Source organism: Pandoraea sp. LA3, assembly GCF_022696215.1.
Lineage (GTDB): Bacteria > Pseudomonadota > Gammaproteobacteria > Burkholderiales > Burkholderiaceae > Pandoraea > Pandoraea capi.
Genome location: NZ_PTPY01000041.1, coordinates 86,480 through 98,281, shown reverse-complemented (window position 1 = coordinate 98,281; position 11,802 = coordinate 86,480). Strand labels below are relative to the sequence as shown.

General features: G+C 61.4%; 9 protein-coding genes and 1 tRNA gene. 4 read left to right on the top strand and 6 right to left on the bottom strand.

What is annotated here, in order from left to right:
- Positions 1-54 precede the first annotated feature (54 nt).
- Entirely contained in the window at positions 55-816 is a 762-nt protein-coding gene (locus C5N93_RS26940) for a YdcF family protein (protein WP_242561674.1), read from the top strand.
- A 187-nt stretch (positions 817-1,003) separates the two neighbouring features.
- Here the strand turns inward: C5N93_RS26940 and C5N93_RS26935 are convergent, their stop codons facing one another.
- Positions 1,004-1,645: an HD domain-containing protein gene (locus C5N93_RS26935; RefSeq protein ID WP_242561673.1), complete on the bottom strand. Its 642-nt coding sequence runs from the start codon at positions 1,643-1,645 to the stop codon at positions 1,004-1,006.
- A 331-nt stretch (positions 1,646-1,976) separates the two neighbouring features.
- Here C5N93_RS26935 and cfa point away from each other — a divergent pair, with 331 nt between their 5' ends.
- Positions 1,977-3,119 (top strand): cyclopropane fatty acyl phospholipid synthase, encoded by a 1,143-nt coding sequence (gene cfa / locus C5N93_RS26930; RefSeq protein ID WP_242561882.1) that lies wholly within the window; start codon positions 1,977-1,979, stop codon positions 3,117-3,119.
- 89 nt (positions 3,120-3,208) lie between these two features.
- Here the strand turns inward: cfa and C5N93_RS26925 are convergent.
- From C5N93_RS26925 to C5N93_RS26905, 5 genes are all read right to left on the bottom strand, one after another.
- Positions 3,209-3,299: transfer RNA gene (locus C5N93_RS26925), tRNA-Ser, on the bottom strand.
- Positions 3,300-3,423: 124 nt separating this feature from the next.
- Positions 3,424-4,728 (bottom strand): serine--tRNA ligase, encoded by a 1,305-nt coding sequence (gene serS, locus C5N93_RS26920; protein WP_242561672.1) that lies wholly within the window; start codon positions 4,726-4,728, stop codon positions 3,424-3,426.
- A 277-nt stretch (positions 4,729-5,005) separates the two neighbouring features.
- Positions 5,006-6,472, bottom strand: coding sequence for a replication-associated recombination protein A (locus tag C5N93_RS26915; protein WP_242561671.1), 1,467 nt, complete (start codon positions 6,470-6,472; stop codon positions 5,006-5,008).
- A gap of 154 nt (positions 6,473-6,626) precedes the next feature.
- The gene (gene lolA / locus C5N93_RS26910) at positions 6,627-7,292 is read right to left on the bottom strand and encodes an outer membrane lipoprotein chaperone LolA (protein ID WP_242561670.1); all 666 of its coding nucleotides are present in this window, start codon (positions 7,290-7,292) and stop codon (positions 6,627-6,629) included.
- A 5-nt stretch (positions 7,293-7,297) separates the two neighbouring features.
- Positions 7,298-9,619: a DNA translocase FtsK gene (locus C5N93_RS26905; RefSeq protein ID WP_242561669.1), complete on the bottom strand. Its 2,322-nt coding sequence runs from the start codon at positions 9,617-9,619 to the stop codon at positions 7,298-7,300.
- Between the two features lie 302 nt (positions 9,620-9,921).
- Here C5N93_RS26905 and trxB point away from each other — a divergent pair, with 302 nt between their 5' ends.
- On the top strand, positions 9,922-10,878 hold the full coding sequence (gene trxB / locus C5N93_RS26900; protein WP_069342590.1) for a thioredoxin-disulfide reductase: 957 nt from the start codon (positions 9,922-9,924) through the stop codon (positions 10,876-10,878).
- A gap of 216 nt (positions 10,879-11,094) precedes the next feature.
- Positions 11,095-11,778, top strand: a complete 684-nt coding sequence (locus tag C5N93_RS26895) for a Smr/MutS family protein (RefSeq protein ID WP_242561668.1) — start codon at positions 11,095-11,097, stop codon at positions 11,776-11,778.
- Positions 11,779-11,802: the final 24 nt, after the last annotated feature.

Below are 11,802 nucleotides of genomic sequence, written 5' to 3'. Positions count from 1 at the left end.
GCCTCCAACCCATGAAGGCGCCGCCTTTTTGACTGCTTGTTGAAGGTAGCGGAGATGACGTTAGCGATTCTTGCCGTATTGATTGTGCTCGCCGCCCGCTGTGCAGCACTCAGATGGCGTCGAACAGGCAGAATGCTTTACGCGATCTCGATCGTCCTGTTTCTGACAATCGGCTGCGGCCTTGTTCCCGCGTGGATGCTGAACAACCTGCAATCCGCCTATGACGTGAAACCGGCAATCGAATGGAGCCAACGCAACGCGATTATTCTTCTGGGCGCAGGTACCGAGAAAGTTGCGCAAACCAACTCGGTCGAACCGGTAACGTTTTCATATGCGCGCATCGCTGAAGCCGTAGCACTCTACAACGACTGCCGGAAGACCGAATCGGATTGCAAGATTGTTGTCAGTGGCGGTGACGCGAAGAAAAACGGCGCGCCGGAAGCGACCGTCTATCGGATCGCCTTGCTCAATCTCGGCGTCAAGGCGGCTGATGTGCTTCTTGAATCTCACAGTATGAATACCTGGCAAAACGCACAATTCACGAGCGCTTTGCTTCAGCACTACGATGCTGGCCGAATGGTGCTCGTTTCGTCGGCCATCCATTTGCAACGTAGCATGCTGTATTTCTCGTACTTTGGCGTTAACGCGATACCGGTGCGCGCAGACTATTTACGTGCGATGCCGTCTGCGTTGCCGCTGTCGTATAACTTCACCGTCGCGGATTTCGCGTTGCATGAATATACCGGCATTGCCCGTTACCACGTGTACAACGCGCCAGGCTGGAATCCAGTGAGGCAGCAGCCTGGCGACGCATAGCGATCGGCCATCACTGTGCATGACCGGCGTTGCCTCGCGCATGAGGTTAAAGCAACCGTTCGGTTCCTCACGGATCGTTCTCGCCGATGCACCCCGAAGACTATCGGTGATGTAGTCCACATGGAACGTGAGCCCAGCGGCACACACCACCGATAGTTTGACGTTGCGCAGACGGCCGCTGCGACGATCAGCCCTTCCACGCGGAAGCACGAATCACGCTGCAGAAGTTTCCAGCATGGAAATGCGGCTCTTTGTCTGCGATGACGTCCGCCTTAACGTTGCCGAATGTCGTGTCAGGCTTATTTTTGATGCCGTCGTAGAAGGCCTGAATGATGTCCTCCTTGAAATTCGGCGTACGCGGATGTGCAGCGACTACAGCTTCTCGCTCAATGTCGGTGTACTGGTTGTAAGTCAATCCGAGTACGTCCATTTCGACGCCAGCCGTTACCAGCGCGATCACCGGATGCATATGCTGGGGAATGCCCGGCGTCGTGTGAAGGGCAATCGCGGTCCACACCACGTCGATATCCGCTTGCGTAATGCCTTTGCGCTTCAGGAAGTCTCTGGCGGCATTGGCGCCATCAACTTCAAATCGCTCGCAGGCACTGCTGTGTTGGTGCGTCAGCCCCATGTCGTGGAACATGCATCCGCAGTACAACAGTTCAGGATCGAACTTCAAACCACGATGCTTGCCTGCAAGTGCCGCGAAGTAAAAGACACGGCTCGAGTGATTGAACAGCAGTGGTGACTCGATGTCACGAACGATCTCCGTGATTTCGCGAGCGAACGCGCTGTCGGGAACAGCGATACCAGCAATATTTGCAGTCATTTGTGACCTCCGTGGAAAACGATTTCCATTCTCGGCGGTGATTTAGTTGACCGCTATCGACGCGCGGCGCCATATCCAGCCAGATTGGTGTGCATGCCGGCCACACCAAGCGGCTCCTCAATGAATGCGCGCCGGGTGCTCAAGTCGGCGAGAAACCTATGATGACAATAGGCATTTTGAATTGTTCATCAGTGGGGTTTACGCGCCATAGTGATGCCGAAACGAGCGCATTTCTCCCACCAAAAATCAATCACCTTCCATCAATTCATTTGGAGCTGAAGTGAGTCATTCAGAGATAAAATTTCGCAATACTAAATGTTCAGATCGTGTCATCGATATTGATCCGCCGAAAGGATTGAAATCTCTTCTGGCGATGGCGAATATTTCGATTAATGGTGAGCGTGAATGGGATATTCGCGTACGTGACCCGGACGTTTACCGAAAAGTGCTTTCAAGGTGGTCGCTTGGGCTGGGGGAATCGTACATGGATGAGCAGTGGGAGTGCGATCGCCTGGATGAGTTCTTTACCCGATTGCTTAGTGCGGACGTCGACGACGCGGCTTTGGGCATTGCAAAGCTCCATCTCGCACTGACCCACATGCGCCACCGGTGGCTCAATTTGCAGTCGATGGAACGTGCTTTCCAGGTTGGGGAGCAGCACTACGATGCGGGCAACGATATCTTTGAAGCGATGCTCGACAGCCGGATGATTTATTCGTGCGGCTACTGGCAGCGAGCCGCCAATCTGGAGGATGCCCAGTTCGACAAACTGGACATGATTTGCCGAAAACTAGGTCTGAGGGCGGGCGAGACGTTGCTGGACATTGGCTGTGGGTGGGGCGGGCTCGCGCAGTTTGCTGCGGAAAACTACGGCGCAAAAGTCACCGGCGTCACCATTTCCAAAGAACAATTGTCTTTTGCCAAGGCCAGGTGCGCGCACCTTCCTGTGACATTCCTGCTGCAGGACTACCGCGAACTGCACGGTAGCTTCGACAAGATCGTCTCCGTAGGGATGTTCGAGCACGTGGGGCCAAAGAACTATGAAACGTACTTCGACACTGTCAGTCGTCTCTTAGCCCCGAACGGACTCTTTCTTTTGCACTCGATCGGTATTGCACAGACAAGCAAAGGGACGGATCCGTGGATTGAGAAGTACATTTTCCCCAACGGCAAATTGCCCTCCGCTCGCGAGATCTCGCAAGCTGTAGAGGGACGGTTTGTCATCGAAGACTGGCATAACTTCGGGCCGGATTATGACCGAACGCTGATGGCATGGTGGGACCGATTTGAAGCCGCGTGGCCGCGCTTGCAGTCGCGCTATGACCGGCGGTTTTATCGTATGTGGAAATACTATCTGCTGAGTTGCGCGGGATTCTTTCGTTCGAGACAGGGACAACTATGGCAATTGGTCCTCACGCATCCTCAACGTATGGGGACGTATCGGTCGTTCCGGTTTGACGCTGCGCAGGCGTGAATGTCGCCGGCCCTGTGGCCCTGCCCCGGGCGCTAGATGGCGCAGAAAACAAAAAAGCCCTTGATGACTCAAGGGCTTCATTGTGTGCTTGGCGGAGAGGGTGGGATTCGAACCCACGATACGGTATAACCGTATACCGGATTTCGAGTCCGGCGCATTCGACCACTCTGCCACCTCTCCAAGCGTTCTTGCTGCTTTGGTTCGCTGCCTGAGTGGCCTCAAGCAGCGAGAAAGAGATTATAGCCGAATTTCTTTTTCGGGCAACTCTTTTTTCGAAGTTTTTTACTTCGCCGCGCGTCCTGACTCAGGCCGCCGGTTCCAGACGCTCGATGCCGCCCATGTACGGACGCAACACGTCGGGCACCGTCACCGAACCGTCCGCATTCTGATAGTTCTCGAGAACGGCCACGAGCGCACGTCCTACCGCCAGCCCCGAACCATTCAGCGTGTGTACCAGCTCCGGCTTGCCCTGCGCATTGCGAAAGCGCGCCTGCATCCGGCGTGCCTGGAAGCTCTCCATGTTCGAACACGACGAGATCTCGCGATACGTGTTCTGCGCCGGAATCCACACTTCCATGTCGTACGTCTTCGCGCTGCCGAAGCCCATGTCGCCCGTGCACAGCACCAGCGTGCGATACGGCAGGCCCAGCTTCTGGAGAATCGTCTCGGCGTGACCAACGAGCGTCTCGAGCGCGTCGTACGATTCCTCCGGGCGCACCACATGCACCAACTCGACCTTGTCGAACTGATGCTGACGAATCATGCCGCGCGTGTCCTTGCCGTAGCTGCCCGCCTCCGAACGGAAGCACGGCGTGTGCGCCACCATCTTCATCGGCAACGCATCGTTCGGCAGCAACTCGTCACGCACCAGATTCGTGAGCGACACTTCCGCCGTCGGAATCAGATAGAAGTTCTCGATGCGCTCGCCCTCGTCTCCGCCGACTTTACGCGGCACCTTGAACAGGTCGTCCTCGAACTTCGGCAACTGGCCTGTGCCGCGCATCGACGCCGCATTCACGATGTACGGCACATACGTTTCCGTATAGCCGTGCTCGCTCGTGTGCGTGTCGAGCATGAACTGCGCCAGCGCACGATGCAGACGTGCAATCCCGCCCTTCATCACCGAAAAGCGCGCGCCGGCAAGCTTCGCCGCAGCATCGAAATCCAGCCCCAGTGCAGCGCCCAGATCGACGTGATCGCGTGGCGTGAAATCGAACTCGCGCGGCGTGCCCCAGCGACGCACTTCCACGTTCTGCGTTTCGTCCGAGCCGACCGGCACGCTCTCGTGCGGCAGGTTAGGCACGCCCAGCAGCAAGTCCGACAGACGCGTCTGAATCTCTTCCAGACGCACCGACGACGACTTGAGCGTGTCCGCAATGCCGCCGACTTCGGCGATCTCGGCCGAGGCGTCCTCGCCCTTGCCCTTCTTCATGCCGACCTGCTTCGACAACGCGTTACGACGCGCCTGAAGCTCCTCGGTTTGCGTCTGAATCTGCTTGCGCTCCGCTTCGAGCGCCGCGAACGCCGCCACGTCGAGCGAGTAGCCGCGCGCCTTGAGTCGCGCGGCAACGCCGTCGAGATCCTTACGAAGAAGTTGAATGTCGAGCATGGTGGGAAATCTTTTGTGAGTGGCTCACGTCGGTGAGCCTTGAATTGGGTGTTGGCCGCTGCCTGGCAACCCCAGACAACCTTTCGTCGCGCAACGGCAATGGCGGGATTTTACCAAACGCGCAGCACGATGACGCGATTTAGCATCTCTCCCCTCGCCAGAAACGCGTAATTGCGGGATTTCCGAGGGGACGATGCCGGATGCGCGGTGTCATCGGCTCTCCCTCGACGCCATCGCGTCAAACCACGGTCGACGCCGTTGCTGCGGCGTCTACGGCTTAACTGGCGTCGTCGTCAGCAGTCGCGTCAGGAGAGGCTTTTCCGGACGCGGACGATGGGGAAGACGGGGACGATGCGGATGACGTGCTACCGGCCGCCGGTGCTTTCGCCTTCGCATCGGATGACGCATTGGGAGACGCATTGGAAGCATTACGTCCCTTGGCATTGGCGCGACGCCATTCGGCATCGAGCGACTTCAGCCAGTTGAGCTTCTCGCCGATTTTCCCCTCCAGGCCACGCGGCACCGGACGGTACCAGTTCTGCGCCCGCAGATCGTCGGGGAAATACGTTTCACCGGCAGCGTAAGCGTCCGGCTCATCGTGGGCATAACGGTATTCGTGGCCGTATCCCAGTTCCTTCATCAGCTTCGTCGGCGCATTGCGCAGATGAATCGGAACTGCGCGCGATTTGTCCTTGCCGACGAACGCCCGCGCCTGATTGTAGGCGTTGTACCCGGCATTCGACTTCGGCGCGCTCGCCAGATACAGCACCGCCTGCGCCAACGCCAACTCCCCTTCGGGCGTGCCGAGACGCTCGTAGGTCTCCGCGGCATCGAGCGCGATGCGCGCGGCGCGCGGGTCGGCCAGACCGATGTCCTCCCACGCCATGCGCACGATCCGGCGCGAGAGATACCGGGGATCCGCGCCGCCATCGAGCATGCGGCAGAACCAGTACAGCGCACCGTCCGGCGAACTGCCGCGCACCGACTTGTGGAGGGCGCTGATCTGATCGTAGAAGGCGTCGCCGCCTTTGTCGAACCGGCGCAGATTCTCGGCAAGCACGCTGGCGAGCAGCGCCTCGTCGATCGTCTCCTGGCCCTGCGATACTGCCGCCTGCGCCACGATTTCGACGTTGTTCAGCAATTTACGACCGTCGCCGTCGGCCGAATCGATCAGCCCCTGACGCGCTTCGTCCGTGAAGCCGATGTCGTCGAGCTCATGCGCGGCGCGCGTGACCATCTCGCCCAGTTCTTCGTCGTTCAGGCTCTTGAGCACGTACACCGCCGCGCGCGAGAGCAATGCGCCGTTCACCTCGAACGACGGATTCTCGGTTGTCGCACCGACAAAGATGAAAAGTCCGGATTCGACGTGCGGCAGGAAGGCATCCTGCTGCGCCTTGTTGAATCGATGGACCTCGTCGACGAACACGACCGTCTGCTTGCCCTGCGCGCGCTGGATCTGTGCCGCTTCGACCGCGTCGCGAATGTCCTTCACGCCGGAGAGCACCGCCGAGAGCGCAATGAAATATGCCTTGAAGGCATCCGCCATCAGGCGCGCCAGGGTCGTCTTGCCCACGCCCGGCGGGCCCCACAGAATCATCGAGTGCGGACGGCCGGCCTCGAACGCCACGCGCAAAGGCTTTCCCTTGCCCAGCAGGTGGCGCTGGCCAATCACGTCGTCGATGGTATGGGGGCGAAGGCGCTCGGCCAAAGGCACCGAAGCCGACAAAGGGGCGTCGTTTGGCATGTTCTCAAGCAGCGCGGCCGGGGAGTCCCCGGCCGCAGTCAGATAATCAGATGTCCCCATTATGCCAGCCCGACGACCGGCTCGCCCGTAACGCGCTCAGAGCGCCGTGGCGGGCAGGAGGGGACCGAGAAGACGCACGCGCGTCAGCGCACGCTCAGCCCTTGATCACGTCGGCCCCTTTGGGCACCGTGAATTTGAAGTTGTCGGCCGGCAGCGACGGGTTCTTCTGCATGTTGCCGAACGTGAGCAGCGTCACGTTGCCGAAGGCGTCGTACAGCTCCATCGCGGCCAGATTGCCATCGCGAAAACCGATGCCCACGCGCTGGAACTGCGTGTCCTGCGACTTCGGCCGGAGCTCCACCCAGTCGATGCCGTTCTTCACGCCGGCGTCCTTGAGCGTAAAGCTCTTTTCGATGTCGTTGCTGCCGAACAGAATCGCGGCCGGGCTGGCGCCCAGCGAGTTACCCAGCTTGCGCTCGGTGACCTGATTCAAATCCTTGTCATAGACGTACAGCGTCGTGCCGTCGGCCTGCAACAACTGGTCGTACGGCTTCGTGTAATGCCAGACGAAGCGGCCGGGGCGCGAAAACTCGAATGTGCCGGACGCCGTGTTCGTCACCTTCAACGTGCCGTCCTGCTGCCCCTGCTGCCCCTGCTGCTTTACCTGCTTCTGCTCGAAGTCGCCACGCGCCGACTTGACCTGCTCCGCGAACGCCTTGAGTTGCGCCGTCCCACTGGCGTAGGCCGGGGCGACCAGCATGGCCAGCGTCATCCCAACGGCGCCCGCCATGAGCGGCAAACTGCGCTTGAATCCCAGCATCTTCCTTATTCTCCCTCGCGATTCGGCACCAGAATTTCCCGGTTGCCGTTGCTCGCCATCGCCGACACCACGCCGGACTGTTCCATCTGTTCGAGCAGCCGCGCCGCCCGGTTGTAACCGATGCGCAAATGCCGCTGCACCAGCGAGATCGACGCGCGGCGCTGCTTGAGCACCACCGCGACCGCCTGATCGTACAGGGGATCGGACTCGCCGCCCCCCTCGCCAGTTCCGCCGGCCGCCCCATCGACGCCACCGTCTTCGCCTTCCGTCGCGCCGTCCAGAATGCCTTCGATGTAGTTCGCCTCGCCCTGCTCCTTGAGCCGCTCGACCACGCGATGCACTTCGTCATCGGCCACGAACGCCCCGTGAACCCGCAGCGGCAACCCGGTGCCCGGCGGCATGTAGAGCATGTCGCCCATGCCGAGCAGCGTCTCGGCGCCCTGCTGATCCAGAATCGTGCGCGAATCGATCTTCGACGACACCTGGAATGCCACCCGCGTCGGCACGTTCGCCTTGATCAGACCGGTAATGACGTCCACCGACGGACGCTGCGTCGCCAGAATCAGGTGAATGCCCGCCGCCCGCGCCTTCTGCGCAATCCGGGCGATCAGCTCTTCCACCTTCTTGCCCACGACCATCATGAGGTCGGCCAGTTCGTCGATCACCACCACGATGTACGGCAGACGCTGCAACGGCTCCGGTTCGTCCGGCGTCAACGAGAACGGATTCGGAATATGCTCTTCGCGCTTGGCGGCATCGTCGATTTTGTTGTTGTAGCCCGCCAGGTTGCGTACGCCCAGCTTGCTCATCAGCTTGTAGCGGCGCTCCATCTCGGCCACCACCCAGTTCAGGGCATGACCCGCCTGACGCATGTCCGTCACCACCGGGCACAACAGATGCTGGATACCCTCGTACATGCTCATTTCGAGCATCTTCGGATCGATCAGGATCAGGCGGACCTGCTCGGCCGTCGCCTTGTACAGCAGCGAGAGGATCATCGCGTTGATGCCGACCGACTTGCCTGAACCGGTCGTACCGGCGACCAGCAGGTGAGGCATCTTCGCCAGATCGGCCACGACCGGCTTGCCGCCGATGTCCTTGCCCAAGGCAAGCGTGAGCAGCGACGACGAACTGTTGTAGACCTCGGAGCCCAGAATTTCCGTCATCCGCACCGTCTGACGACGCGGATTCGGCAACTCCAGCCCCATGTAATTCTTGCCCGGAATGGTTTCGACCACGCGGATCGACACGAGCGAGAGCGAACGCGCCAGATCCTTCGCCAGATTCACGATCTGGCTGCCCTTCACGCCAGTGGCCGGTTCGATCTCATAGCGCGTAATGACGGGGCCGGGATAAGCGGCCACCACACTGACTTCGACGCCGAAATCCTTGAGCTTCTTCTCAATCAGACGCGACGTGAATTCCAGCGTTTCGCCCGATACCGTTTCCTGCGCCACCGGCGCGGCGTCGAGCAACGCCAGCGGCGGGAGGATGGAATCGGGCAGATCGGCGAACAACGGCGCCTGCTTTTCCTTCTCGACCCGCTCGCTCTTGGGTACGACCTTCACCGGCGGCACGATCTGCACCGGCTCGTGGACTTCCGCCCGCACACGGTTTTGCACCACGGCGCCCTCGCGGGCGATGGCTGCCTCCTCGCCCAGACGCCGGTCCTGGCGTGCCTCGCGGCGGCGGCGGATGACGGTGCCGGTGTCGAGAATCAGGGCGCCGAGCTTCTCGGCGGCGGACAACCAGGAGAAATGGAACAGCAGCGACAGGCCGAACGCGAAGATCAGCAACAGCGCCAGCGTGCCGCCCGTAAAGCCGAGCGCATGCTGGAAGAAGCCGCCGACGGTTTCGCCAATGACACCGCCGGACGCACGCGGTAATTGAGCCTTGAGGCGATAAAGACGCAGGGATTCGATGCCGGCGCTCGAGAGCAGGACCATCAGGGAGGAGACGATCTCGACCCAGCCGCCGCTGGCAAGACGCTCACGCAGCGGGGGCGCTTCACGGCGGGCGGAAATCCGGCGGTAGCCCGAGACCACGCGGCGCCCGATGAACACCACCAGCCAGTAGGCGGACAGGCCCAGCATGAGCAGCAGCATATCGGCGACCCACGCGCCGACGCGTCCCGCCCAGTTGGCGATACGCTCCACGTGCGCCGCATGTGTCCAGCTGGGGTCCAGGCGGCTGTACGAGAACAGCGCCATCAACAGGAACACCATCAGCGCGACCTGCGCCATCCAGCGGATTTCATGGAAAAGGTGCGTCACCCGATTGGGCAACGACGATCCGGCACCAGCAGAGTAGGAAGATTTCGTCGTCATCAAGCCATGCGGTTGGGCGGGCAGACGGGCGGCCTGCCGCGCGGCAAGGCTCCATTGTAAACAACTATTACATTCGTATTCGCATGAAAAGGTGACAAGCGGTAACGCCGGTGTTTCCGGCGTCCCCGGCGCTCCCGTCCACGGCCCGCGCCGACAGACGTGCGCCCCACAGGCTATCGCACCGATTGTGAGGCTCGATCAACGAAACGACGGCGGCCCTTTATAATGTCGGCTTGCGCTGCCCCCTGCCGTATCGGTGCAGGGTCAGGCGCCAGCCCCTTCTTTTTCCGGTGAGCAAGTCCATGTCTGCTGCCAAGCACGCCAAAGTCCTGATTCTCGGTTCCGGCCCCGCCGGCTATAGCGCCGCGGTGTACGCCGCACGCGCCAACCTCAATCCCGTGCTGATCACGGGCATCGCCCAGGGCGGTCAGTTGATGACCACCACGGACGTCGAGAACTGGCCCGGCGACCCGACCGGGGTGCAAGGCCCCGAGCTGATGGCCCGTATGCAGGCCCACGCCGAGCACTTCAACACCGAGATGATTTTCGATCACATTCATACAGTGCATCTGAACGAACGCCCGCTGCGCCTGATCGGCGACTCCGGCGAGTACACGGCCGACGCCCTGATCATCGCGACCGGCGCCTCGGCCCAGTACCTCGGCCTGCCGTCCGAAGAAGCCTTCTCGGGCCGCGGCGTCTCGGCCTGCGCCACCTGCGACGGGTTCTTCTATCGCGGCAAGGAAGTCTGCGTGGTCGGCGGCGGCAACACGGCCGTTGAGGAAGCCCTCTACCTGTCGAACATCGCCAGCAAGGTCACGGTGATCCACCGTCGCGACAAGTTCCGCGCCGAGCCGATCCTGATCGACCGTCTGCTGGAAAAGGCCAAGCAGGGCGTGGTCGAACTGAAGTACGACAGCGTGCTCGACGAAGTCACGGGCGACGACAGCGGCGTGACCGGCGTTCGTATCAAGAACACCAAGACGGGCGCGCACGAAGACATCTCGCTGCACGGCGTGTTCATCGCCATCGGCCACAAGCCGAACACCGATATCTTCGACGGCCAGCTCGAAATGAAGAACGGCTACATCGTCACGCACAGCGGCCTGAACGGCAACGCCACGGCCACCAGCGTGCCGGGCGTGTTCGCCGCCGGCGACGTGCAGGACCACATCTACCGTCAGGCCATCACCAGCGCCGGCACGGGTTGCATGGCCGCACTCGACGCCCAGCGCTACCTCGAGAACCTCGACCAGTAAGCGCGCCAGCGCCACCGGTTGCCGGCGGCGCCCTCGCTGTGTGATCTTTCATGCAGCGGGGGCGCCGTCCTCGTTTTGCCGCCCGTCTTGCCGTCCGGGAGTCGCACAGCAGCATCGACAGATGACGCCTGCGAGCCAGTCGCGTCATACGATCGGCTTGCACCTCCCGCCAGTCCCGCTATCATCGGCTCTGCCCCTCACCTTGTTCGCACGACCATGAGCAAGAAGCCCCCGAAACTCAGTCTCAGCGATCTCAACGGCCTGCGCGACACGCTCGCCAGGGAGAGCGCCGCCCGCGAAGCCGAACGTGTCGCTGCCGCCAAGCGTGCCGCGCAAGCCAAACGCGACGCCAACGTGTTCCGCGACAGCATCGGCGACATCGCGCCACTGACCGGCAAAGGCTCGGCGAATCGCGTCGAACACCCGCGTCTGCCGCCCGAGCCTGTCGCCCGTCAGACGCAGGAAGACGAAGCCGCCGTACTGCACGAATCCCTGTCCGACGAATTCGACCCCGAAGCGCTGCTCGATACGGACGACAGGCTGTCGTACCGGCGTCCCGGCATCAGCCACGACGCCGTGCTCAAGCTCCAGCGCGGCGAATGGGTCGTGCAGGCGCAGATCGATCTGCACGGCATGCGTCGCGACGAGGCCCGTGAGGCGCTCTCAGCCTTCCTGCACGACGCCGTCAAGCGTGGCCTGCGTTGCATACGCGTGATTCATGGCAAGGGCCTCGGCTCGGTCAATCGCGAACCGGTGCTCAAGGACAAGGTGCGCGGCTGGCTCGCGCAGAAGAACGAGGTGCTGGCATGGGCGCAGGCGCAAGGACGCGACGGCGGGGGCGGTGCACTGGTAGTATTGCTCCAGGCTTCGCAGCCCAGAGCTTCCCGCGCGGGTGAGTGAGGGCGCATCTGCATCGTCCGCTTT

Bases quoted from the DNA above. Each gene is read 5' to 3' on its own strand.
- C5N93_RS26935 (WP_242561673.1), bottom strand. From the start codon at position 1,645: ATGACTGCAAATATTGCTGGTATCGCTGTTCCCGACAGCGCGTTCGCT.
- C5N93_RS26940 (WP_242561674.1), top strand. From the start codon at position 55: ATGACGTTAGCGATTCTTGCCGTATTGATTGTGCTCGCCGCCCGCTGT.
- trxB (WP_069342590.1), top strand. From the start codon at position 9,922: ATGTCTGCTGCCAAGCACGCCAAAGTCCTGATTCTCGGTTCCGGCCCC.
- lolA (WP_242561670.1), bottom strand. From the start codon at position 7,292: ATGCTGGGATTCAAGCGCAGTTTGCCGCTCATGGCGGGCGCCGTTGGG.
- C5N93_RS26895 (WP_242561668.1), top strand. From the start codon at position 11,095: ATGAGCAAGAAGCCCCCGAAACTCAGTCTCAGCGATCTCAACGGCCTG.
- serS (WP_242561672.1), bottom strand. From the start codon at position 4,728: ATGCTCGACATTCAACTTCTTCGTAAGGATCTCGACGGCGTTGCCGCG.
- C5N93_RS26905 (WP_242561669.1), bottom strand. From the start codon at position 9,619: ATGACGACGAAATCTTCCTACTCTGCTGGTGCCGGATCGTCGTTGCCC.
- C5N93_RS26915 (WP_242561671.1), bottom strand. From the start codon at position 6,472: ATGCCAAACGACGCCCCTTTGTCGGCTTCGGTGCCTTTGGCCGAGCGC.